Source organism: Aureimonas sp. CAS, assembly GCF_059838215.1.
In genome coordinates this window covers 2,732,407-2,755,450 of the sequence record NZ_CM187563.1, presented here as the reverse complement: position 1 = coordinate 2,755,450, position 23,044 = coordinate 2,732,407, and the positions used below count along the sequence as shown (strand labels likewise).

Below are 23,044 nucleotides of genomic sequence, written 5' to 3'. Positions count from 1 at the left end.
GACCGGCCCGCGGACGGACCGGCCCTTCTAGGAATCACGCCTGAACGGGATCAAACACCCGTCCGAGATCGGTTTCAAGCGGCTTCGAAGTAGGACTGCAGGGGCCGCACTTCAAGATTGCCGGCCTTGAGCGCGGCGACGGCTTCGGAAGCCGCGACCATGCCCGCGAGCGTGGTGAAGTAGGGCACCTTGTGCATCAGCGCGGCGCGCCGCAGCGAGCGCGAATCCGACACCGCCTTCGCGCCCTCCGTCGTGTTGAGGACGAGCTGGACCTGACGGTTGCGGATCGCGTCCTCGATGTGCGGACGCCCTTCCAGCACCTTGTTGACCTTCTCGGCCTCGATGCCGTTCTCGGCGAGATAGCGGTGCGTGCCCTCCGTCGCCATGACGCGGAAGCCGAGCCCGACCAGCCGGCGGACGGCGCCGAGCATGCCCGGCTTGTCGCCGTCCTTGACCGAGACGAAGACGCAGCCCTCGCGCGGCAGGTCCACGCCCGCGCCGAGCTGCGCCTTGGCGAAGGCGAGCGCGTAGTCGCGGTCGAGGCCCATGACCTCGCCGGTGGAGCGCATCTCGGGGCCGAGAAGCGTATCGACGCCGGGGAAGCGCGCGAAGGGGAAGACCGCTTCCTTGACCGCGATGTGCTTGAGGCCCTTCACGTCCGGCTTGCCGCCATAGGCCGCGAAGGCCTGTTCCAGGGTCTCGCCGGCCATGATGCGCGCTGCCACCTTGGCGATGGGCGTGCCGACCGTCTTGGCGACGAAGGGCACGGTGCGCGAGGCGCGCGGATTGACCTCCAGCACGTAGATGTCCTCGCCCTTGATGGCGAACTGGACGTTCATCAGGCCGCCGACCTTGAGCGCCAGAGCCATCTCGCGCGTCTGCCGCTCCAGCTCCTCCACGATGGCGGGCGAGAGCGAATGGACGGGCAGCGAGCAGGCCGAGTCGCCCGAATGGATGCCGGCCTCCTCGATATGCTCCATGATGCCGGCGACGAAGGTGTCGGTGCCGTCGCAGAGGCAGTCGACGTCCACCTCGATCGCGTCTGAGAGATAGCTGTCGATCAGCACCGGCGACTTGCCGGAGACGACGACGGCCTCCTTCATGTAGCGCTCGAACTGCGCGTCCTGGCGCACGATCTCCATCGCGCGGCCGCCGAGCACGTAGGACGGGCGCACCACGACCGGATAGCCGATCCGCTCCACGATGGCGCGGGCCTCCTCCACCGAACGGGCGATGCCGTTGTTGGGCTGGCGCAGCGAGAGGTCGTGCAGGAGCTTCTGGAACCGGTCTCGGTCCTCGGCCAGATCGATCGCGTCCGGCGAGGTGCCGAGGATGGGGATTCCGGCGCTTTCCAGCGCTTCGGCGAGCTTGAGCGGGGTCTGGCCGCCGAACTGGACGATGACGCCAAGAAGCTCGCCGCTCTCCTGCTCGGCGCGCAGGATCTCCAGCACGTCCTCGCCGGTCAGCGGCTCGAAATAGAGGCGGTCGGAGGTGTCGTAGTCGGTCGAGACCGTCTCCGGGTTGCAGTTGACCATGATGGCCTCGAAGCCGGCGTCCTTCAGCGAGAAGGCCGCGTGGCAGCAGCAATAGTCGAACTCGATGCCTTGGCCGATCCGGTTCGGGCCGCCGCCGAGGATCACGACCTTGCGGGCCGAGGAGACCTCGGCCTCGGAGCGCAGGGCGCCCGCGAAGGGCTTCTCGTAGGTCGAGTACATGTAGGGCGTGGGGGAGGCGAACTCGGCCGCGCAGGTGTCGATGCGCTTGAAGGCAGGCTTGACGTCCAGCCGGTCGCGCAGGGCCTTCACCTCGGCCTCCGTGCCGCCGACGAGCTTGGCGAGGCGCGCGTCGGAGAAGCCCATGGACTTGAGGAAGCGCAGATTCGCCGCGTCCTGCGGCAGGCCGTGCTCACGCACGCGCGCCTCCATGTCCACGATCGCCTGCAGGCGGTCGAGGAACCAGGGGTCGATCTTGCAGGCGTGGTGGACCTCCGCCTTCGAGAGACCCAGCCGAAGCGCCTGCACCACCTGGCGCAGCCGGTCCGGCGTCGCCTTGCCCAGAACCTCCAGGATGGCGTTGCGGTCCTCGCCTTCGCCCAGGCCCGCGATCTCGATCTCGTCCAGACCGTCGAGCCCGGTTTCGAGGCCACGCAGCGCCTTCTGCAGCGATTCCTCGAAGGTGCGGCCGATCGCCATCACCTCGCCGACCGACTTCATGGCGGTGGTGAGGTTCGGCTCGGAGCCGGGGAACTTCTCGAAGGCGAAGCGCGGGATCTTGGTGACGACGTAGTCGATGCTCGGCTCGAAGGAGGCCGGGGTCGCGCCGCCGGTGATGTCGTTCTTCAATTCGTCCAGCGTGTAGCCGACCGCGAGCTTGGCCGCGACCTTGGCGATCGGGAAGCCCGTCGCCTTGGAGGCGAGCGCGGACGAGCGCGAGACGCGCGGGTTCATCTCGATGACGACGAGGCGGCCGTCCGCCGGGTTTACGGCGAACTGCACGTTCGAGCCGCCCGTCTCCACCCCGATCTCGCGCAGGACCGCGATCGAGGCGTTGCGCATCACCTGATATTCCTTGTCGGTGAGCGTCAGCGCCGGCGCGACCGTGATGGAATCTCCCGTGTGGACGCCCATCGGATCGACGTTCTCGATGGAGCAGACGATGATGCAGTTGTCCGCGCGGTCGCGGACCACCTCCATCTCGTACTCCTTCCAGCCGAGCACCGATTCCTCGATCAGGACCTCGGTCGTGGGCGAGGCGTCGAGACCGCCCTCGACGATCTCGAAGAACTCCGAGCGGTTGTAGGCGATGCCGCCGCCCGTGCCGCCCATGGTGAAGGAGGGGCGGATGATGGCCGGCAGGCCGACATGCTCCAGGCCCTCGGCCGCGGCGGCGAGCGCGCGCGTCATGTAGCGCTGCTTGCGGTCGCTTTCGCCGAGATTCCACTCGCGCTCCATGGCGTCCAGCTTCGCCTCACGGTCGGGACCGGCCGGGATCTCGCGGATGAGGGCGGCGCGGCGCTCCTCGTGGACGAGCTTGTCGGCGTGCTTGGCCTCGGTCGCGTTGGCGAGGAAGCTCTTGGGGGTCGCAAGGCCGATCTTGGCCATGGCCTCGCGGAAGAGGGCGCGGTCCTCGGCCTTGTCGATCGCCTGCGCGTCGGCGCCGATCATCTCGACGCCGTACTTGTCGAGGACGCCCATGCGCTTGAGCGACAGCGCCGTGTTGAGCGCCGTCTGGCCGCCCATCGTCGGCAGGATCGCGTCGGGGCGCTCCTTCTCGATGACCTTCGCGACGACTTCGGGCGTGATCGGCTCGATATAGGTCGCGTCGGCGAGATCGGGATCGGTCATGATCGTCGCCGGGTTCGAGTTGACGAGGATGATCCGGTAGCCCTCCTCGCGCAGCGCCTTGCAGGCCTGCGTGCCGGAATAGTCGAACTCGCAGGCCTGCCCGATGATGATGGGCCCGGCGCCGACGATGAGGATGGACTGGATGTCGGTGCGCTTGGGCATGGCGGTCTTCTCGCGTGTTCGTGCGCAAAGACCCGGCTGCCTGTCTCATCCAGACAGGCCGTCGGGTCCGATGCATGTCGGTCGTAAGGCTAGACGCGGCTTATAGGCGAGGCCGGGGGCGGGGGGAACCCCGTTTCGTGCGGGTGTCCACCGGAGGATCGAACGGGACGCGGCCGGTGCGACGCCTCCGCCGTCCAGCCGACGATCGCCGGGCCGGGCGAGCGCGAAATTCCTCGCAGGCTCCGAGCTGCCGCGTTACCAGAAGGGCGACCGACCCCGCAGCGAGCATTCCCATGGCTGTTCTTCCTGACCTTGCCGAAGCCGGGCGCCGAGGAGTCCTTGCCGCGAGGACGGGCCGTTGATCCCCTGGGAGGCGCTCGGAACCGCAGTTGTTCCGGGCGGCGGCGAGCTTCGCCTCATGCGGCGCGGCTCGGAATACTCGATCATGATCGGCGGCACCGAGCTGATGAACAGCCGCCTCAGCGGCTCGGAGGAGGCTCTGGCGACGGTGGCGGCCGAGCGGCTCGGCCCGCGCCCCGACGCGCATGTCCTGATCGGCGGGCTCGGCATGGGCTTCACCCTGCGCGCCGCGCTGGCGAGCTTCGCGCCGAAGGCCCGGATCACCGTCGCCGAACTCGTGCCGGGCGTAGTCGAATGGGCGAAGGGGCCGATGGCCGATGTCTTCGGGCCGACGCTGTCCGACCCGCGCGTCGCCATCGCCGTGGAGGACGTGGCGGAGACGATCGGACGGGCGAGCGCTTCCTACGACGCCATTCTCCTCGACGTGGACAACGGACCCGGCGGTCTGACGCGCAGCGGCAATGACGGGCTCTACGGACCGGCCGGGCTTGCCTTATCCCTCCGCGCGCTAAAGCCCGGCGGCGTCCTCGGCATCTGGTCGCAGGACCCGGACGCCGCCTTCACCGCGCGCCTGTCGCGCGGCGGCTTCCAGGTGGAGGAGATGCGCGTGAAGGCCGGGCGCGGGCGCGGGACGAAGCACGTCCTCTGGTTCGCCGTGAAGCCCGCCCGGCCGTCCGGGCGTCTCACTCCGGATCGTCCCGCGTCGGGTGGTTCAGGTCCCGCGACGCGGAGCAGGACGAGGCGTTCGAGGCGTGTGGAGTAGGGGAGGGGTTCGACGGCTTTCGACCCAAACGAGACGTTCGCGAGCTCTGCCGCGAATGTCAGCTTCGAGCCACTAAGCTTCGTCCCGAAACGTATAGCTGATGTTTTCCAGCCGATCGGTCGCGAACGCATAGAAGAAGCGTAAGCGGTCGGGCGTCGGTGGTACCCCGTGAAATGAGCCGCCCGGGATGAAGAGCAGCGTTTCCGGCTTGAGCCGATAGAGCCGACCGTCCACTTCGACGTCGGCTTCGCCCTCCAGACCGAAGTAAACCTCTGCTTCGGGATGCCGGTGAACGGCCCATTGGTCGCCGGCAGAGAAGGTCATGATGCCCGCGGCGAAACTATCGCTGTCCGTGATGCTCGATGAGAGCATCTGGCGATACCGGTAGCTGCCCCTGTTCGGGTCGGACCATTCCTCGTCGGCGCAATCTTTGGGATCGATGAGCAGGGGGCGGGGCACGACGAGGTCTCCAGGGTGACGAAAGGTAGGTATGGCCGTGAGGTCCTTAAGACGACAGCATGACGGCGATGATGGCTTCGGGCGCGTCTTCTTGGACGAGATGACCGGCGTTGCTCTACCCATTTACACTTAGCGATATGGCTATATATGTATGGGTATGAATGATCGGTCAACCCAAATTCGCGCGATGGCCAGCGAGCAGCGCCTCGAGATTCTCCGGCTTCTTAAGTCTCCTGGAGACCGGTTCACGGCTCAGGACTCGGCCGATTCGGTGGAGTTCGGCGTCTGCGTCACGCTCATCGCCGATGCCCTTGGTGTCAGCCAGCCGACGGCCAGCCGGCATATCGACCTCCTTCGCCAGGCTGGCTTTCTGACGATCCGACGCCATCAGAAATGGTCCTACTGCCGGCGCGACGAAACCGCGCTTGGCGATTATCTCGACTGGCTGCGTGCAGAGGTCGCGCCGGGTTTCGCGTTGGCCGAAACCCCAAAGAAAAAGAAGGAATGATGGCCGCGGCAGGAGGAAGCGGTAAGCGCCGCACGTTGATACCGTCATTGGCAGGACGAATGGCAACTTCGTCCCGCGTAGCTGCCGTTCGCCGGCGACCACGCGAATGGCAGGTTTCCATCCCGTCCGGTCTCAGGCGGCAGACGAAACGGACGCTTGGAAGCGGTCCATCCGCTTTCGCCCCGGCCATTCTCGAAACACCCTCGTTTTCGGGAAGGCCCGGTCGGCAGGAATCGACCCTCCATTGCCAGCGAACGCGGACGATGTTTCCCTCGTAAGCTGACGTCGAGGCTAAGGTCCTGTCCGCCGTCGCCACAGGTGAAGGTCGATGATCGTAGCGCAGGCATCTGACATCCACGCTGCACCGGACAACGATAACCTGACGCGGTTCGACCGGGCCCTATCCTGGCTTGCGGCCTTGGAACTGGACGCGCTGGTAGTCTCGGGCGACCTGATCGATGATGGCTGGGTGCAAGGATATGAAGAGATCGCAGTACGCCTGCGCGACCTGCGTTGCCCTGTGCTCCTCCTGCCGGGCAACTCCGACGATCGCAACGCCATGTGGGAAGCGTTCCCTGAACGTGTCGGCGCCGTGGCCGATCACGCCGCGATGCATTTCGTAGCGCAGATCGGGGATCTGCGCCTGATCGGGATCGATACGTGTTTAAGCGACACCTCCGCCGGTGATGTCGGCGAACATGTGAGTTGGCTGGAGGCGGCCCTGATGCGAGCGTGGACGGATGCCTCCCTCGTCTTCGCGCATCATCATCTCGTTTGCAGCGGTATCGAGCCAATGGACGCCTCGATGGCGCAAGGAGTGCCGCTCCTCCGCAAGATGCTCAGACGATGCGCTCGCAGACCGCTCGCGTTCTCGACGGGGCACGTCCACAGAGCAATGACGGGGATGCTCGCGGGTGTCCCGGTCCATGTCTGCGGTTCGATCTGTCCCGCCAATCCGCTTTGGTTCGGTGGACCGGTCGTCCCGGGGGCTCACGAAGGGCCGATGGTCATGATCCACCGACTCGCTGACGGCGGCCTTGTCAGCAGCCACGTGGCCGTCTGAACGTCCGGGTCAAGGCTTGCGGGACTCGAAGCTGACCATCCGCTTTCCACTCTTCCGCGACGTCGGTGGTGAGATGGGAGCTTCCCGAAACCCGAAGTGGGCAAACGTGGTACCCTGCGTCAGCAGCACGACGTGAGGGACTGGATGGAAGCAATGCAGAGTGGGCGGATCGGAACAGCGGTCGCCTTGATCCTCCTGTCCGTGTTCCTGCTTTCCGGTACCGATGCCATCGTGAAGGCCGTTTCAGTCGACTTTCCCCTTTGGCAAATCTATGTCGCCCGATCCCTGTTTGCCGTTCCGATCCTGATCGGTCTCTCGGCCCTTTCTGGGATTGTTCAAGCTGCCCGGATCGTCCAACCATGGATCGTCCTGCGCTCGGTCCTGCTGACGAGCATGTGGATCGCCTACTACACCGCGCTTCCGCACATGGATCTCTCCATCGCGGCGACGGCGCTCTACACCACCCCCCTCTTCATAGCGGCGTTGTCGGCTGGATGGGGAAGCGAGCCCGTCTCGCGTCGAACGCTTCTCGGGATCGTCTTCGGGTTCGTGGGCGTCCTTGTCATCCTGCGCCCGACCGGCGGAGACTTCTCGTTCTGGACCCTGCTCCCGATCCTGGGGGCCGTGTTCTACGCAGGCGCGGCAGTGCTGACGCGAACGCGCTGCGCCGACGAAAGTCCCATCGTTCTCACGTTTTCGCTCCATGGGTGCCTGCTGACCGCAGGCGTGCTTGGCGGCCTCGTCGCAACTCTTCAGCCGTTCGGCACACCCGATCCTTTCCTTTTCGGAGGCTGGAGGTCGATGGAAGGGGCGGACTGGTTGCTGATGCTCGGTTTGGGCTGTGTGATGGTCCTGGTCGCGCTTGGCGTCGCCAAAGCCTATCAAAGCGCGCCCTCCGCCATCGTCGGGACGTTCGACTACGCCTACCTCGTCTTCGCCGCCCTGTGGGGCCTTCTCTTCTTCGGGGAGAGGCCCGGCGCCTTCACACTGGTCGGCATGGGGCTGATCCTCGCAGCAGGCGTACTCGTCGTGTCGCGCTCCGAACGGCGTACACGGATGGCAGCTACGAGTGTTCATCGCCCCGAACCGGACTGACGGGTTTCCACCCACTTCCGCCGCCGGCGCGGTCGACGATATGTCCACGGCACGCCTTGAACACGGCGGAAGTCGGTCCCGGCAGGATCACACCCGTCCGGCCGACCCCGTCAGCTGCCGGTGCCGCTCGCGCAGGGCCTCCGCCTTCTCGTCCGTGAGTGCATCGATGCAATGGGCGCAGGAGACGCCGGGCTCGTAGGCGGGGTGCGTGGTTTCCGCCTCGCTCAAGGGCTCGCCGCAGCCGTAGCAGGCGATCCACGAGCCGGGCCGCAAGCCATGGCCGACCGCGACGCGCTCGTCGAAGACGTAGCATTCGCCGTTCCAGCGCGAGCGCGTCGCCGGCACGTCCTCCAGATATTTCAGGATGCCGCCCTTGAGGTGGAAGACTTCTTCGAACCCCTTCGACATCATGTAGGCGGAGGCCTTCTCGCAGCGGATGCCGCCGGTGCAGAACATCGCGACGCGCGGATGCTGCGCGGGGTCCAGTGTCTCCACGAAGTCCTTGAACTCGGTGAAGCTCCCGATGCGCGGATCGACGGCGCGCTCGAAGGTGCCGACCTTGGTCTCGTAGGTGTTGCGGGTGTCGAGGACGAGAACGTTCTCGTCCGCGATGAGGGCGTTCCAGTCGGCCGGCTCGACATAGGTGCCGGCACGCAGCGAGGGGTCCGCCTCCGGCGCCCGCATCGTGATGATTTCCGGGCGGATGCGCACCTTCATGCGCGCGAAGGGCCAGTCCGCGGCGGCCGAGTGCTTCACCTCGCCTTTAGAGATGCCGCAGATCGCCTCAAGCCTGTCCAGGAGCGCGCGGGCTCCGGCCGGAGGCCCCGCGACCGTTCCGTTGATGCCTTCCTTCGCGATCAGGATCGTGCCGCGCAGGCCTTGCGCGCGGCACAGATCGAGAAGCTCGGCGCGCAGGCCGTCGAGATCGGCGAGCGGCACGAACCGGTAGAGCGCGACGACGTCCAGCATCGATGCTGCCGAAGGCGGCTCGTCAGGCGGCCTTCTTCGTCCGGTGCTCCTCGATCATGTCGAAGAAGCGCTGGAAGAGGTAGTGCGAGTCCTGCGGGCCGGGCGAGGCCTCGGGATGGTGCTGGACCGAGAAGACCGGCTTGTCCTTCACGCGAAGCCCGCAATTGGTGCCGTCGAAGAGCGAGACATGCGTCTCCTCCACGCCGTCGGGCAGCGAATCGGCGGCCACCGCGAAGCCGTGGTTCATGGAGACGATCTCCACCTTGTCGGTGGTGTGGTCCTTCACCGGGTGGTTCGCGCCGTGGTGGCCCTGATGCATCTTCTGCGTCCTGCCGCCGAGCGCCAGCGCCAGGAGCTGGTGCCCGAGGCAGATGCCGAACAGCGGGATGCCGCTCTGGGCGAGCTCTCGGATCACCGGCACGGCGTATTCGCCCGTCGCGGCCGGGTCGCCCGGGCCGTTGGAGAGGAAGATGCCGTCCGGCGAATGCTTCAGTACGTCCGCAGCGCTCGCCGTGGCCGGCAGGATGACGACGCGCGCGCCGTGGCCCGACAGGAGGCGCAGGATGTTGCGCTTGGCGCCGTAGTCGATGGCGACGACCGTGTAGCGCGGCTCGGCGGAACCCGCCGCATAGCCCGCGTTCCAGGCCCAGGTGCCCTCGGTCCAGACCTCCTCGCCCGTCGAGCCGGCGTCCTTGGCGAGGTCGAGCCCTTCGAGGCCGCTCCATTCGGCGGCCCGGCGCTTGAGCGCCTCGCGGTCGAACCTGCCGTCCGGCGAATGGGCGATGACGGCGTTCGGCATGCCCTTCTCGCGGATGAGGGCCGTCAGGGCGCGGGTGTCGACGCCCGACATGGCGACGACGCCGCGCTTCTTCAGCCAGGCGTCGAGATCGCCCGTGGAGCGGTAGTTCGAGGGCGCCGAGACCTCGGCGCGGAAGATCGCGCCGACCGCGCCGACGGCGTTGTCGGGCTTGAGGTCTTCGAGGTCCTCGTCGTTCGCGCCCACATTGCCGATGTGGGGGAAGGTGAAGGTGACGATCTGCTTGGCGTAGGACGGGTCCGTCAGGATTTCCTGATAGCCCGTCAGGCTCGTGTTGAAGCAGACTTCGCCGAGCGCTTCACCGGTCGCGCCGAGCCCGTCGCCCTCGATGACCGTTCCGTCGGCGAGCACCAGAAGGGCGGTCGGCTCGCGAGTGGTCCAGCCTTGGCTCATGGCAAAGGTCTCCGTTCGGGCAGGGTTCTGTCGAGTTGATCGGGGTTCCTTAACGCCTCGCGGGCGGTTCGGCAATCAGAAGAGAAGCCGCCACAGGATCGGCAGCAGGATCGCCGTGGCGATCGCGTTGATCCCCATGGCGAGGCCCGAGAAGGCGCCGGTCGCCTCGCTCTCCTGCAGGGCGCGGGCCGTGCCGATCCCGTGCGAGGTGGTGCCGAGCGCGACGCCGCGGGCCGCCTCGTCCCGGATTCCGAGAGCGTCGAGGAGCGCGGGGCCGAGCGCGGCGCCCAGAATGCCGGTCGTCACCACCAGCGCGGCCGAGAGCGAGGGCGCGCCGCCGATCGCCTCCGCGATGCCCATGGCGACGGGCGCCGTCACCGATTTCGGCGCGAGCGAGGCGAGCGTCTGCTGGCTCGCGCCGAGAAGCACGCCGAGCCCGACGCTGACGAGGATCGAGGTCAGCGCACCGGTGAGGATGCTGGCGAGGATCGCCTTCCAGCTGCGTCGCACCCGCTCGAACTGGCGGTAGAGCGGAATGGCGAGCGCGACCGTCGCGGGGCCGAGCAGGAAGTGCACGAACTGCGCGCCGTCGAAATAGGTGGCGTAGCTGGTTCCCGTCGCGGTCAGGATCGCGACGATGGCGAGCACCGACAGGAGCACCGGATTGGCGAGCGCGCTCTGGCCGAGCCGGCGATGGACGAGGGTCGCGAGCTGGAAGACGACGAGGGTCATCGTCAGTGACAGGAGCGGGCTGGCGGCGAGATAGACCCAGATTTCGTGAAGCTGCAGGCCGATCACGGCTTGGTCCGCTTCGACAGGAACCGCATCGCGGCGGCGGTGGCCGCGATGGTGGCGAGGGTGGAGAGGACGAGCGCGGCGCCGATCGGCAGCGCCTCGGCCTGAAGACGCGACAGATGCAGCATGATGCCGGCGCCCGCCGGCACGAAGAGCAGCGAGAGATGGGAGAGCAGGCCGTCCCCGACGCGGCCGATGCCCTCCGGCACCGCGCCGCGCAGGAGAAAGAAGAGGAACAGGAGCACCATGCCGATCACCGGGCCGGGCAGCGGCAGCCGAAGGCTCGCGGCGAGAAGCTCGCCGGCCAGCTGGAAGAGGAGGATGGCGGTGATGGCCGGCAGCATTCGGCGGATCTCCGGTCGGGCGGGAAGGGAACCGGACCGCAGGATAGAGCATGGCGGCCGCCCTGTTGATTGCTGTTGAGAAGCGGCCGAGACTTTCATTGAGGGATGAGAGCGGCGATATCGAATGCCATGCGCTTCTCGCCCCACTTCCTCGACGACATCCGCGCCCGGATCCCGATCTCGGACGTGATCGGCCGCCGCGTGACCTGGGACCGCCGCAAGACCAACGCCTCGCGGGGCGACTATTGGGCCTGCTGCCCCTTCCACGGCGAGAAGTCGCCGAGCTTCCACTGCGAGGACGGCAAGGGCCGCTACCACTGCTTCGGCTGCGGCGTCTCCGGCGACCATTTCCGCTTCCTGACCGAGCTGGAGGGCATGAGCTTTCCCGAGGCGGTGGAGCGGCTGGCGGGCGAGGCGGGCCTGCAGATGCCCGCGCGCGATCCCGAAGCCGAGAAGCGCTCCGAGCAGCGCGCCAGCGTCATGGACGCGCTGCGGCTGGCGGCGGACTTCTTCCGCCAGCGCCTTGCCGAGACGGACGGCGCCAAGGCGCGCAGCTATCTGCGCGACCGCGGGCTGAACCCGGCGACGCAGAAGCTCTTCGGCCTCGGCTACGCGCCCGACTCGCGCTCGGGGCTGAAGGAGTTCCTGAGCGCCAGGGGCGTCGGCAAGGCCGAGATCGAGGCGGCCGGCCTCGTCGTCCACGGCGAGGGCGTCGCGGTCTCCTACGACCGCTTCCGCGACCGCCTGATGTTCCCGATCGAGGATGCGCGCGAGAAGATCATCGCCTTCGGCGGACGCGCGCTCTCGCCCGGCGTTCCCGCCAAGTACCTGAACTCGCCGGAGACGGAGGTCTTCCACAAGGGCGACAACCTCTTCAACCTCGCAAGAGCCCGCCGGGGGGCGCGAGAGGCCGGCACGCTGATCGTCGTCGAAGGCTACATGGACGTGATCGCGATCCATCAGGCCGGGTTCGAGAACGCCGTCGCCCCGCTCGGCACGGCGCTGACCGAGCGTCAGCTCGACCTTCTCTGGCGCAACGCCGCCGAGCCGGTCCTGTGCTTCGACGGGGACGCGGCGGGGCTGAAGGCGGCGTGGCGGGCGGCGGACCTCGCCCTGCCGGCCCTGAAGGCGGGGCGCTCCCTGCGCTTCGCGCTGCTGCCCGAGGGAAAGGACCCCGACGATCTGGTGCGCGAGAGCGGCGCGGGCGCCTTTCGGGGGGTGATCGAGGCGGCGCGCCCGCTGGTCGATCTTCTCTGGACCCGCGAGACCGCCGGCGGCGTCTTCGACACGCCGGAGCGGCGGGCCGATCTGGAGCAGCGCGTCAAGGCGCTGGCGCGCCGGATCACCGACGAGAGCGTGCGCCGCCATTACGCCCAGGACCTCGACGAGCGGATCGCCGGCTTCTTCGGGCCGCCGATCCAGCCGGCGGGACGGGGCGGGGGCCGGGCGCCGAACCGGCAGGAGCCGCGCCGTCGCGATGCCAGAGGCGGGGCCGGCGGACGGCGGGCGCCGGTCTCCGACCGGCTGCTCAGAACGGGTCTGGTGCGCTCGGCCTCCTCGCGCGAGCCGAGCGGGCGGGAGATCGCCATCGTCGTCGGCTTCGTGAACCATCCGCGCCTGATCGGCGAGGCCTTCGAGCATTTCGCCGACTTGGAGCTGCCGCCGGGCGATCTGTCGCGCATCCGCTCCTGCATCCTCGACCTCTATGCCGACCACCCGCCCCGGAGCCGGGACGAGGCGATGGCGGGACTGGCGGCGGCGGGGCTGGAGGGCGCCTTCGCCGCCTACGAGAGCAAGCTGCGCATTCTCGGCCTCTGGTCGCTTCTCGGCGAGGCGGCGACGGAGGACGCGCGCGAGACGGTGCGACAGGCGCTGCACTTGCAGCATCGCTATCGATCCTTACATGACGAGCTCCGCAGCGCCGAAGAGGCCCTGGCGGCGGACCCTTCGGAGTTCGCCTACGGCCAGATCGTCGCGATCAAGCGGGAAATCGAGAATTTTTCCGGTACGGAAGCCCTGATCGACGGTTTCGGGCTCCTGTCCGGCAAGCCCGCGCGAACGTTCTGAAGGCCAAGCCCTTGAAGGGCTTGCCGCATGATCGATATGCGTAGGCGACGAGCCAGCGCCCGTATCGGCTTTCCCAAAAGCTTGACTCGGCGTGAGGAAATGGAACACACGAGCCACGGTCCGGGACTGCGCGCCCGAACGATCGTGTCCGCGACGCCTGACGCCCGTATTCAGGGAGCGGCCAGGCCGGAACCTTCGGTGTCGGTGGCAGTTGCGGATCGTCCGATCTCCGCCGGACCGGACCGCCGTTAGCCCGGCTCAGGTCCCGACTCGGATGCGATTCTCGTGGCGACGCAGCGCCGACGCGCGATTTGGAGAGAATGCGAGATGGCGACAAAGGTCAAGGAGAGCGAGGCCCCGGCCGAAGAACGGGCCGAGACCACGGACAGTCCGCTGCTCGACCTCTCCGACGACGCCGTCAAGAAGATGATCAAGGCCGCCAAGAAGCGCGGCTTCGTGACCATGGACAAGCTGAACTCGGTTCTGAACGCCGAGGAGGTGACCTCGGAGCAGATCGAGGACACCATGGCCATGCTTAACGACATGGGCATCAACGTCGTCGAGGACGAAGAGAGCGAAGACGGCGAGGAGAAGGGCGAGGACGAGAAGGAGGCCTCCACCGAGGTCGCCGAGACCGGCCCGACCGCCGTCGCGACCGCTCCCGCCAAGGGCAGCGGCGACCGCACCGACGATCCCGTGCGGATGTATCTGCGCGAGATGGGTTCGGTCGAGCTTCTGTCGCGCGAGGGCGAGATCGCCATCGCCAAGCGCATCGAGGCCGGCCGCGAGACGATGATCGCGGGCCTGTGCGAGAGCCCGCTGACCTTCCAGGCCATCATCATCTGGCGCGACGACCTGAACGACGGCCGCGTGATGCTGCGCGAGATCGTCGATCTCGAGGCGACTTATGCCGGCCCCGAGGCGAAGATGCCCGCCGCCGCCGTCGAGGGCGAACCCGCTCCCGTGACGGCGCCTCCCGGCGCGCGCCCGCATGGCGAGGAGGAGGAAGAGGAGGACGACGACCTCGAGAACTCCCTGTCGCTCGCCGCGATGGAGGCCGAGATCCGCCCGCAGGTCATGGAGACCTTCGACGCGATCGCCGAGAGCTACGGCCGCCTGCGCAAGCTGCAGGACCAGCAGGTCGAGAACCAGCTCGCGGCGCAGGGCTCGCTGTCGGCGGCGCAGGAGAAGTCCTACGCCAAGCTGAAGGAAGACCTGATCACGGCGGTGAAGGGGCTTTCGCTCAACCAGAACCGCATCGATTCGCTGGTCGCCCAGCTCTACGACATCAACAAGCGGCTCGTCGGCAACGAGGGTCGCCTGCTGCGTCTGGCCGAAGGTCACGGCGTCAAGCGCGAGGACTTCCTGAAGAGCTATCACGGCTCGGAGCTCGACCCGAACTGGGCCGAGACCGTCGCCGCGCTGCCGGCCAAGGGCTGGGCGCGGTTCGTGGAGCGCGACGCCAAGCAGATCCGGGCCCTGCGCCAGGAGATCCAGAACCTCTCGACCGAGACCGGCGTCCAGATCACCGAGTTCCGCCGCATCGTCTCGATGGTGCAGAAGGGCGAGCGCGAGGCCCGGCAGGCCAAGAAGGAGATGGTCGAGGCCAATCTGCGCCTCGTGATCTCCATCGCCAAGAAGTACACGAACCGCGGTCTGCAGTTCCTGGACCTCATCCAGGAGGGCAACATCGGCCTGATGAAGGCGGTGGACAAGTTCGAGTACCGGCGCGGCTACAAGTTCTCGACCTATGCGACGTGGTGGATCCGGCAGGCGATCACCCGCTCGATCGCCGATCAGGCGCGCACGATCCGCATCCCGGTCCACATGATCGAGACGATCAACAAGATCGTGCGGACCTCGCGCCAGATGCTGCACGAGATCGGCCGCGAGCCGACGCCGGAAGAGCTTTCCGAAAAGCTCGCCATGCCGCTGGAGAAGGTCCGCAAGGTCCTCAAGATCGCCAAGGAGCCGATCTCGCTGGAGACGCCGGTGGGCGACGAGGAGGACAGCCATCTCGGCGACTTCATCGAGGACAAGAACGCGATCCTGCCGATCGACGCGGCCATCCAGGCGAATCTGCGCGAGACGACGACGCGGGTCCTGGCCTCGCTGACGCCGCGCGAGGAGCGCGTGCTGCGCATGCGCTTCGGCATCGGCATGAACACCGACCACACGCTGGAAGAGGTCGGCCAGCAGTTCTCGGTGACGCGCGAGCGCATCCGCCAGATCGAGGCGAAGGCGCTGCGCAAGCTCAAGCATCCGAGCCGGTCGCGCAAGCTGCGCAGCTTCCTCGACAGCTGACCGTCACGAACGGACGGACGAAAATGGGCCCCGCTCGATGCGAGCGGGGCCCTTTTTCTTTGGCGCTTCGAAATTCGGGGCTCCGTCCGCCGGGGTCGACGAGGACCATCGGCGGACGGAGCGAGACGATCAGTTCAGCTCGAAGACGACCTGGACGCGCGTCGTGACGGTGTTCTCGCCGATCTCCACCGGCACCGAACCGCCCGGCGCGGCTTCGGCCATCATGCTGCGGGCCATCATCGGCATGGGCGGAGGCGGGGCGTAGCTCGCGCTCTCGTCCGAGATGGCGGTGGCCGCCCCCAGCGTGCGCCCGGCCGCTTCGGCCAGCGTCTGCGCACTGCGGCGCGCCTGCTCGAAGGCGTCGCGTCGCGCCTCGTTCTCCAGTTCCGAGGTGTCCTCGATCTGGAAGTTGATGTCGCCGCCCTGGTTGACGCCGAGCTCCACCGCCCGGTCGAGAATCTCGCCCAGCCGGTCGAGGTCGCGCACGCGCACGGTCAGCGAGTTGCGGACCTCGTAGCCGATGATCTCCGGCGGCACGCTCGTGCCGTCCGGACGGTTCTCGTAGCGATATTGCGGGGTGATCGAGAGGCCGCCCGTCTGGAGGTCGCGGTCCTCGATCTCGAAGGAGCGCATGGCTTCCGCGACGGCCGAGGCCGCCTCGTTCGCCTCGCTCAGCGCCGCGTCGGCCGCCTCGGCGGTGCGCAGCACCGTCAGCTGGACGATCGCGAGATCGGGCGCGGCGCGCGCCTCGCCCTCACCGGTGACCCGGACGTAATGGCGTTCCGGAGCAGGGGCCGGGGCGCCTGCCGAAGGCGGCGGAGGGGCGGGCTGCGCGACGGCGGGAGCGGCGGCGGCGGTCGCGAGAAGCGCCGCCGAGAGAAGAAGCGGGAACCGGGTCATCGGTGAATCAGCCTGCCATGCGGGAGGAATCGTACGAGGCGAAGCTCGCATGCGATTGAGGCCAAACACGGCAGGGGACCGGGGCGCTTTTCGGACAGGCTTAACGGCTCAGCTCTCCTGGCGGGGAGCGCCGTAATCCTCGTCGCCGACCGGCTCGGCCCAGTCGACATGGCGCCCGTCCAGAGCCTCGTGCATGGCGATGTGGGTCATGGACGTTTCCGGCGTCGCGCCGTGCCAGTGGCGCTCGCCCGCCGGAATCCAGACCGTGTCGCCCGGCCGGATGACGCGGACGGGGCCCTCGGCGCCCTGGAACAGGCCGCAGCCGGAGACGACTTGAAGCGTCTGGCCGAGCGGATGGGTGTGCCAATTCGTGCGCGCGCCGGGGTCGAAGCGCACGAGCGCGGCGCGAAGGCGGGCCGGCGCCTCGGCCTCCACGATCGGGTCCTGCCAGACCGTGCCGGTGAAATACTCGGCCGGCGCGCGGTTCGACGGCCGCGAGCCGCTCCTGAAGATGATCATGCGTGGCGCTCCTCTGCGAGCCGGGAGCATCGGCGGGGGAGGGGCGGCTGTCCACCCCTCCGGAGGTCGTCAGACGTTGAACTTGAACAGCATCACGTCGCCGTCCTGGACGAGATATTCCTTGCCCTCGTCTCTCGCCTTGCCGGCCTCCTTGGCCGCCACTTCGCCGCCGAGCGACACGTAGTCGGCGAAGGCGATGGTCTGGGCGCGGATGAAGCCCTTCTCGAAGTCCGTGTGGATGACGCCCGCGGCCTGCGGCGCCTTGGACCCGCGGCGCACCGTCCAGGCCCGCGTCTCCTTCGGGCCGGCGGTAAAGTAGGTGATGAGGTTCAACAGCTCGTAGCCGGCGCGGATGAGCCGGTCGAGGCCGGGCTCCTCCAGCCCCATCGCCTCCAGATATTCGCCGACCTCGCCCTCGGGCAGCTGGGCGATCTCCGCCTCGATGGCGGCCGAGATGACGACGGACTTGGCGCCCTGGCGCTCGGCCATCGCGGCGACGGCCGCAGAATGGGCGTTGCCGGTGGCCGCGTCGCCTTCCGCGACGTTGCAGACGTAGAGGACGGGCTTGGAGGTCAGGAGGTTGAGGTTGCGCAGCTCGCGCGCCTCCTCCGCATCGAGGGAGGGCAGAAGCACACGCACCGGCTCGCCGCCGTTCAGCTTGGCGAGCGCGGCCTCCATCACGGGCAGCTGCGCCAGCGCCTCCTTGTCCTTGCCCTGCGCCTTCTTGCGCGTGGCAACGATGCGGCGCTCCAGGCTTTCGAGGTCGGAGAGCATCAGCTCGGTCTCGACCGTCTCGGCGTCGGCCACGGGGTCGATGCGGCCCTCGACATGGGTGATGTCGTCGTCCTCGAAGCAGCGCAGCACGTGGACGATGGCGTCCACCTCGCGGATGTTGGCGAGGAACTGGTTGCCGAGGCCTTCACCCTTCGACGCGCCGCGCACGAGGCCGGCGATGTCGACGAAGGTGATGCGCGTGGGGATGACGTTGGCGGACTTGGCGATGCGGCTGATGTCGCGCAGGCGCGGGTCCGGTACGCCGACGTCGCCGGTGTTCGGCTCGATCGTGCAGAACGGATAGTTCGCCGCCTGCGCGGCCGCCGTCTTGGTCAGCGCGTTGAAGAGGGTCGACTTGCCGACGTTGGGAAGCCCGACGATGCCGCAGCGAAAGCCCATCTGCTTGATCCTTCTGAATGGTCCGGCGCGCGTCGCGCGCCTCAATCCTTGCCGAAGAGCTTCTTCAGCATGCCGGCGAGCGGCCCGCTCTCGGGCATCTTCGGCGCGGCCGCCCCGCGCGCCTGCCGGATGTGGCTCTGGCCCGGCTTCCTGCCCGCGCCCTTGGCCGAGGCCGGCTCGTCCGAGCCCGTGCCTTGCGCGATGCGGTTCATGAACTGCGCGTCCTCGCCCCGGGCGAGAAGCTCGACATTCTTGGCGATCGCTTCCAGCAGCGGCTCGAGCCAGTCCCTGTCCGCCTTGGCGAAGTCGGAGAGGACGTAAGGCGAGACGCGGTCCTTGTGGCCCGGATGGCCGATGCCGAGCCGCACGCGGCGGTAGTCCTTGCCCAGATGCGAGTCGATCGAGCGAAGCCCGTTGTGGCCGCCGTGACCGCCGCCGGTCTTCACGCGCACCTTGGCGGGCGGCAGGTCCAGTTCGTCGTGGAAGACGACGATGCTGGACGGCTCGATCTTGTAGAAGGACGCGGCTGCCAGCACGGAGCGCCCGCTGTCGTTCATGAAGGTCTGGGGCTTGAGGAGCAGCGCCTTGTCGCCGGCGATGCGGCCCTCGGACACTTCGCCCTGAAACTTCTTCGTCCACGGCGAGAAGGACGGATCGCGGTGGATCTCGTCCAGCGCCATGAAGCCGATATTGTGCCGGTGTCCGGCATATTGGGGGCCGGGATTGCCGAGCCCGACGAGGAGCAGCATGTCCCGACCTCCGTTCGTGCAGGGGTCGCGCCGCGAGAGCCGCGGCGCGCCGGATCAGCCGTTCTCGGACTTCTGCGCGTCCTCGCCGGACTTCGCCTCGGCCTCGGCCGTATCCGCGTCCGACTCGCCGATGACCTCGGTCTCGCCCTCGACCGGCGCGTCCTCGTCGACCTCGTCCGACATCGGCGGAACGATCGTGGCGACGATGTAGTCCTCGTCGCTCGTCAGCTCGACGTTCTTCGGCAGCTTGAGCGCCGAGACGTGGATCGCGTCGCCGATCTCCAGGCCGGTCAGATCGAAGGTGAAGCCCTCCGGGATCGACTGCGCCGGGCAGGAGACCTCGATCTGGTGATGGACGACGTTCAGCGTGCCGTCGTTCGCCTTGATGCCGGGCGCCGCGTCTTCGTTCTCGAAGTGGACGGGCACGTTGACCGTGACGACCGTGCGGTCGGAGACGCGCAGATAGTCGACGTGGACGAGCGTGTCCTTGACGACGTCGAGCTGGTAGTCCTTCGGCAGGACCTTGATCGACTGGCCGCCGATTTCGATCGTGATGACCGTCGTCAGGAAGCCGCCGCCGTGCAGCTTCAGGAAGGTCTCCTTGTAGGGGACCGCGATCGGCAGGGGCTCCTGCTTGTCGCCGTAGATGACGGCGGGCACCATTCCGTTGCGGCGAAGATGTCTGGCGGCCCCCTTGCCGACCTTCTCGCGCGCTTCGGCCTTGACCGTGTAGCTCTCGCTCATGGGATCAATCCTTCAAGCGTTGAATTCGGAGATGCCGGCGCAGCCGTGAGGGCCGAAACGGCGAAAAGCGGCTCGGGTGACGAGCCGCTTCCCCCGCGCTGCCTCCAAGGGTGTCCGCGCGGGATGGGCGTGCCTATAGCCGGAATGAGGCGGAAAGGGCAAGCCGCGCCGGGACGAGCGTTCGACTGCCACCGCTGCGGAAGCACCGATCCACGAAGCAAGAGCGGTTCATTCGTAGGCGACCATCAGGTGCCAAAGTCGATCGGAACACCAACCCGGATCTATCCACATTGTGCTGCCTGCAGTGCCAGCCAAGGCGGCCTGATCGGAGCCTACAGGAGAAAATGACAAAGATGAGTGTTCTGAAGAAAACTTTCGACCCGGAGTATACGCAATTCAGCGTAAGCGGGGTAAAGGATATCGATTTCCCATTTGATAACGATTACGTCGGTTTGGCCGCTAATCGGACCTGTATCAGCGTTGGATGTCAGTACTACGTGGATGGTCCAACAACGATTACGATGGGAGACTACGAGGACGTTGCGCATCCCCTCGCGGAGCCACGTTTCGATGGCTACATCGATACGCCGGACCGTCGCGTCGATATCTTCGATGCCAACAACCCCGAAATTCTATCGATGGCCGTGCCGCAGACCCGGACCCGCGTGCGCATCTGGACGAACCACAAGACGGAACCGGACGACGTCGTCATCGCGTTGGGTTGAAAGGGGGGGCAATCGAGCGGCCCGCTCCGACACCTGCGAGGTTGATCCATGTCCAACATCGAGCCGAACATCATCGATCCGACCAAGGGGCCGCCGATGCCGCCGGATTCCCTTCCCGGCGAAGATCTGCCGGGCGGCGATCACGTGGGCGACGACGACATCCGCGAGCCGGACGGGGACGTGCCGCCCGTCGAGCCGGACCCGGAGGAGCGCCCCGGAGGGCGCCCGAGCGATGTCAAGAGCGTCCGAGGCTAGAAGAGGCGCCCGCCGTTCGGGACAGTATGAGAGATCGCGGCCAGCACCACGTTGCCGGCCTCGTCCGGGAAGCCGAGCGTCAACACCTCGGAGCGCATCGGCCCGATCTGGCGCGGCGGAAAGTTCACGACCGCCATCACCTGCCGCCCGACGAGCTCGTCCAGACTGTGGCGCACGGTGATCTGCGCGGAGGACTTCTTGATCCCGATCTCCGGCCCGAAATCGATCTGCAGCTTGAAGGCCGGCTTTCGCGCTTCGGGGAAGGGCTCCGCCGCGACGATGGTCCCGACGCGAATATCGACCTTCATGAAGTCGTCGAAGGCGATCTCGGGCGCCACGGTCTCGGTCGTCATGCTCATCCCTTCGACAGTTCCTCGGCGCGGGCGCGGGCCGCTTCGACGGCCCGTTTCAGAAGGCTCGGGAAGCCGTCCTCGCCCATCAGCACTTCGAGCGCGGCCTGCGTCGTCCCGTTCGGGGAGGTGACGTTCCGGCGCAGCTGGGCCGGGTCGTCCTCCGAGCGGATCATCAATTCGCCCGCGCCCGCGACGGTGTGGCGGGCGAGGCGCAGGGCGAGATCCGGGTCGAGGCCGGCCGTCACGCCGGCCGCCGCGAGGGCTTCGGCCAGGTGGAAGACATAGGCGGGGCCGGAGCCCGAGACGGCGGTGACCGCATCGATGTCGCGCTCGGATCCGACCCATTCGACCGGGCCGCAGGCGCCGAGCAGGCGGTCGGCCGCCTCGCGCTGCGCGTCGGTCACGCGCGGGGAGGCGAAGGCGCCGGTGATGCCGCGCCCGATCAGGGCCGGCGTGTTGGGCATGGCGCGCACGACCGGGCATCGACCGAGATGCCCCTCGATCGAGGCGACGGTGCGCCCGGCGACGACGGAGACGACGAGCGTCTGCGGCGAGACCGCATCCTTCAAGGGCGGCAGGGCCGCGTCCATGATCTGCGGCTTGACGGCGACGACGAGAATGTCGGCGTTTAGACCGTCCGGCTCCGTGCGGTGCTTCGCCCCTTGCGCGACCAGCGCCTCGACATGGGAGCCGCCCTTGGGGTCGAGCACCGTGAGGTCGGCGGCGGGAAGTCCGCCCTTCAGCCAGCCGAGCGCCAGGGCGCCGCCCATGTTGCCGCCGCCGAGGAGAAGGACGCGACCGAAGGCCATCATGCGTGCCCGACCGTCTCGAAGAGCGAGCAGGCCAGCGCCTCCTCGGCGCTGCGACCGGCCCAGACCACGAACTGGAAGGCCTGGATGTAGCGCTCGCAGTGCTGCAGCCCGTAGGCGAGGAGGCTTTCGGCCTGCTGCACGGTGGGCTCGGCACCGCCCGACAGGAGCAGCGTGTGGCGGAACATCACCGCGCCCTCGCTCGGCCAGAGGTCGAAATGGCCGACGAGCAGCCCCTCGTTGATCTTGGCGACGAGCCGCAACACCTCCGCCTCGCAGCGCGACGGAATCTTGAGATCGCAGGCGCAGGCGAAGTGCAGCGCCTCGCACTCCTCCATCCAGGAGAAGGAGACCGCATAGTCGCCGTGCAGGCCCTTCACGGCGACGGACAGTTCGTCGTCGCACAGGCGCTCGAAGCTCCAGTCGCGCTCGCAGGCGACGTTCTCCACCGTGTCCACCGGATTGGCGCCGCGCCGGATCTCGGTCTCGGTCAGTTGCATTCTCATGTCCGTCTCGTTCCGCATCGTTCGCGGCGGTCGAAAAGGGCCGGACGGGTCCTCGTCCGTCCGATCCTCTTCCTGCGCCGCGACCGGAGCCGCTTCGCCCGCCTCATCCATCCGATGAGACGCGCCCGTCGCGAATCACCCTTTGGAATCAGTGTATCCAGACGGAGTCCTCACGCCACACCGGAAACGGCTTGTTAACCATTTCATGTTCGGCGCCCATGAGACGGAGGGCGAATCCGGCCCCCTAAACGATTCAGCGAAAAGCGCTTTCCGACTCCGGCGGCAGACGCAAAACGCCGGCGCGAAGGCGCCGGCGTCTGTGGATAAGTGCCTGACTCGGCTGCCGCTTCGTCTCCTCGGCGAGGAGGCGGCTGACCCGAAGAGGGCGAAAAAGGCGTCAGAGCGTCGGCGGGGTCGGTCCGTCGAACGGCTTTGCCTGCGTCTCGTCGGACGTGCCGGCGGCGGCCTCGAGCGCGGCGATGCGGCGCTTGAGCTCCTCGTTCTCGGTGCGCGCGCGAACCGCCATCTCGCGCACCACCTCGAACTCCTCGCGCTGGACGAGATCGAGCTGGCCGATCAGGCGCTCGGTCTGGCCGCGCACCAGGGTCTCGACCTCGCGGCGCACACCCTGCGCGGCGCCGGCCGTGTCGGTGAAGAGCCGGGCGACCTCGTCGAGAACGCGGCTCGGGCCTCTGCTGGTGCTCATGGGTCTCGTCGCTCCAAGGATCCGTTTCGTCTGTCAGGTAGGCGGGCGCGGGAGGGAAGGCAATGGCGCGCCGGCGGTTGACCCGGAAGCCCGCACCGACCAAAGCTCCCGCCGACCGCGACCTGCCGCGCGAGTGACGCGCCGAGCCCTGAGCCCTTACCG

Annotated in this window: 23 protein-coding genes; 8 read left to right on the top strand and 15 right to left on the bottom strand. The window is 67.7% G+C overall.

Annotation, left to right across the window (positions count from 1 at the left end):
• Nucleotides 1-74: 74 nt before the first annotated feature.
• On the bottom strand, nt 75-3,506 hold the full coding sequence (carB, locus tag AC6R2M_RS13190) for a carbamoyl-phosphate synthase large subunit (RefSeq protein ID WP_500482858.1): 3,432 nt from the start codon (nt 3,504-3,506) through the stop codon (nt 75-77).
• A gap of 358 nt (nt 3,507-3,864) precedes the next feature.
• Here carB and AC6R2M_RS13185 point away from each other — a divergent pair, with 358 nt between their 5' ends.
• Entirely contained in the window at nt 3,865-4,629 is a 765-nt protein-coding gene (locus AC6R2M_RS13185) for a spermidine synthase (RefSeq protein WP_500482856.1), read from the top strand.
• A gap of 72 nt (nt 4,630-4,701) precedes the next feature.
• Here the strand turns inward: AC6R2M_RS13185 and AC6R2M_RS13180 are convergent, their stop codons facing one another.
• Nucleotides 4,702-5,088 carry a cupin domain-containing protein gene (locus AC6R2M_RS13180; RefSeq protein ID WP_500482854.1) on the bottom strand — a complete coding sequence of 129 codons (387 nt, stop codon included), beginning with the start codon at nt 5,086-5,088 and terminating at the stop codon, nt 4,702-4,704.
• Between the two features lie 151 nt (nt 5,089-5,239).
• On the opposite strand from AC6R2M_RS13180, the gene AC6R2M_RS13175 reads away from it, so the two are divergent.
• From AC6R2M_RS13175 to AC6R2M_RS13165, 3 genes are all read left to right on the top strand, one after another.
• Entirely contained in the window at nt 5,240-5,596 is a 357-nt protein-coding gene (locus AC6R2M_RS13175) for an ArsR/SmtB family transcription factor (RefSeq protein ID WP_500482853.1), read from the top strand.
• 328 nt (nt 5,597-5,924) lie between these two features.
• Complete coding sequence (locus AC6R2M_RS13170) at nt 5,925-6,659, top strand: metallophosphoesterase (protein WP_500482851.1); 735 nt, start codon at nt 5,925-5,927, stop codon at nt 6,657-6,659.
• A gap of 144 nt (nt 6,660-6,803) precedes the next feature.
• Entirely contained in the window at nt 6,804-7,754 is a 951-nt protein-coding gene (locus AC6R2M_RS13165) for a DMT family transporter (RefSeq protein WP_500482849.1), read from the top strand.
• Nucleotides 7,755-7,841: 87 nt separating this feature from the next.
• On the opposite strand, the gene trhO is transcribed toward AC6R2M_RS13165, so the two are convergent.
• From trhO to AC6R2M_RS13145, 4 genes are all read right to left on the bottom strand, one after another.
• Nucleotides 7,842-8,723, bottom strand: coding sequence for an oxygen-dependent tRNA uridine(34) hydroxylase TrhO (gene trhO / locus AC6R2M_RS13160; protein WP_500482847.1), 882 nt, complete (start codon nt 8,721-8,723; stop codon nt 7,842-7,844).
• Nucleotides 8,724-8,745: 22 nt separating this feature from the next.
• Nucleotides 8,746-9,933: a glutamine-hydrolyzing carbamoyl-phosphate synthase small subunit gene (gene carA / locus AC6R2M_RS13155; RefSeq protein ID WP_500482845.1), complete on the bottom strand. Its 1,188-nt coding sequence runs from the start codon at nt 9,931-9,933 to the stop codon at nt 8,746-8,748.
• 75 nt (nt 9,934-10,008) lie between these two features.
• The gene (locus tag AC6R2M_RS13150) at nt 10,009-10,728 is read right to left on the bottom strand and encodes an LrgB family protein (RefSeq protein WP_500487593.1); all 720 of its coding nucleotides are present in this window, start codon (nt 10,726-10,728) and stop codon (nt 10,009-10,011) included.
• Nucleotides 10,728-11,072 carry a CidA/LrgA family protein gene (locus AC6R2M_RS13145; RefSeq protein WP_500482843.1) on the bottom strand — a complete coding sequence of 115 codons (345 nt, stop codon included), beginning with the start codon at nt 11,070-11,072 and terminating at the stop codon, nt 10,728-10,730. Before AC6R2M_RS13145 ends, AC6R2M_RS13150 begins: the two co-directional genes overlap by 1 nt.
• Before the next feature lie 129 nt (nt 11,073-11,201).
• Here AC6R2M_RS13145 and dnaG point away from each other — a divergent pair, with 129 nt between their 5' ends.
• Both dnaG and rpoD read left to right on the top strand, forming a co-directional pair.
• A complete protein-coding gene (gene dnaG, locus AC6R2M_RS13140) occupies nt 11,202-13,139 on the top strand; it encodes a DNA primase (protein ID WP_500482841.1) in 1,938 nt (645 codons plus the stop codon).
• A 327-nt stretch (nt 13,140-13,466) separates the two neighbouring features.
• The gene (gene rpoD, locus AC6R2M_RS13135; RefSeq protein WP_500482839.1) at nt 13,467-15,443 is read left to right on the top strand and encodes an RNA polymerase sigma factor RpoD; all 1,977 of its coding nucleotides are present in this window, start codon (nt 13,467-13,469) and stop codon (nt 15,441-15,443) included.
• A 129-nt stretch (nt 15,444-15,572) separates the two neighbouring features.
• Here rpoD and AC6R2M_RS13130 read toward each other — a convergent pair whose 3' ends face one another.
• From AC6R2M_RS13130 to AC6R2M_RS13110, 5 genes are all read right to left on the bottom strand, one after another.
• Complete coding sequence (locus AC6R2M_RS13130; RefSeq protein WP_500482837.1) at nt 15,573-16,343, bottom strand: SIMPL domain-containing protein; 771 nt, start codon at nt 16,341-16,343, stop codon at nt 15,573-15,575.
• A gap of 108 nt (nt 16,344-16,451) precedes the next feature.
• Nucleotides 16,452-16,862 carry a (R)-mandelonitrile lyase gene (locus AC6R2M_RS13125; protein ID WP_500482835.1) on the bottom strand — a complete coding sequence of 137 codons (411 nt, stop codon included), beginning with the start codon at nt 16,860-16,862 and terminating at the stop codon, nt 16,452-16,454.
• A 69-nt stretch (nt 16,863-16,931) separates the two neighbouring features.
• Nucleotides 16,932-18,035, bottom strand: coding sequence for a redox-regulated ATPase YchF (ychF, locus tag AC6R2M_RS13120; protein ID WP_500482833.1), 1,104 nt, complete (start codon nt 18,033-18,035; stop codon nt 16,932-16,934).
• 41 nt (nt 18,036-18,076) lie between these two features.
• Nucleotides 18,077-18,784 carry an aminoacyl-tRNA hydrolase gene (gene pth / locus AC6R2M_RS13115; protein WP_500482831.1) on the bottom strand — a complete coding sequence of 236 codons (708 nt, stop codon included), beginning with the start codon at nt 18,782-18,784 and terminating at the stop codon, nt 18,077-18,079.
• Between the two features lie 54 nt (nt 18,785-18,838).
• Nucleotides 18,839-19,528: a 50S ribosomal protein L25/general stress protein Ctc gene (locus AC6R2M_RS13110; protein ID WP_500482829.1), complete on the bottom strand. Its 690-nt coding sequence runs from the start codon at nt 19,526-19,528 to the stop codon at nt 18,839-18,841.
• 353 nt (nt 19,529-19,881) lie between these two features.
• Here AC6R2M_RS13110 and AC6R2M_RS13105 point away from each other — a divergent pair, with 353 nt between their 5' ends.
• Together AC6R2M_RS13105 and AC6R2M_RS13100 are read left to right on the top strand one after the other, a co-directional pair.
• Nucleotides 19,882-20,253: a hypothetical protein gene (locus tag AC6R2M_RS13105; RefSeq protein ID WP_500482827.1), complete on the top strand. Its 372-nt coding sequence runs from the start codon at nt 19,882-19,884 to the stop codon at nt 20,251-20,253.
• Between the two features lie 48 nt (nt 20,254-20,301).
• Nucleotides 20,302-20,508: a hypothetical protein gene (locus AC6R2M_RS13100; RefSeq protein ID WP_500482825.1), complete on the top strand. Its 207-nt coding sequence runs from the start codon at nt 20,302-20,304 to the stop codon at nt 20,506-20,508.
• On the opposite strand, the gene AC6R2M_RS13095 is transcribed toward AC6R2M_RS13100, so the two are convergent.
• From AC6R2M_RS13095 to AC6R2M_RS13080, 4 genes are all read right to left on the bottom strand, one after another.
• Nucleotides 20,505-20,861: a tRNA-binding protein gene (locus AC6R2M_RS13095; RefSeq protein ID WP_500482823.1), complete on the bottom strand. Its 357-nt coding sequence runs from the start codon at nt 20,859-20,861 to the stop codon at nt 20,505-20,507. The two genes, AC6R2M_RS13100 and AC6R2M_RS13095, sit on opposite strands and share 4 nt — an antisense overlap.
• A gap of 2 nt (nt 20,862-20,863) precedes the next feature.
• Nucleotides 20,864-21,673, bottom strand: a complete 810-nt coding sequence (gene proC, locus AC6R2M_RS13090; RefSeq protein ID WP_500482821.1) for a pyrroline-5-carboxylate reductase — start codon at nt 21,671-21,673, stop codon at nt 20,864-20,866.
• Nucleotides 21,670-22,170, bottom strand: coding sequence for a type III secretion system chaperone family protein (locus tag AC6R2M_RS13085; RefSeq protein ID WP_500487592.1), 501 nt, complete (start codon nt 22,168-22,170; stop codon nt 21,670-21,672). The genes proC and AC6R2M_RS13085 overlap by 4 nt, the downstream gene beginning before the upstream one ends.
• A 403-nt stretch (nt 22,171-22,573) precedes the next feature.
• The gene (locus AC6R2M_RS13080) at nt 22,574-22,882 is read right to left on the bottom strand and encodes an accessory factor UbiK family protein (protein ID WP_500482819.1); all 309 of its coding nucleotides are present in this window, start codon (nt 22,880-22,882) and stop codon (nt 22,574-22,576) included.
• Nucleotides 22,883-23,044 lie beyond the last annotated feature (162 nt).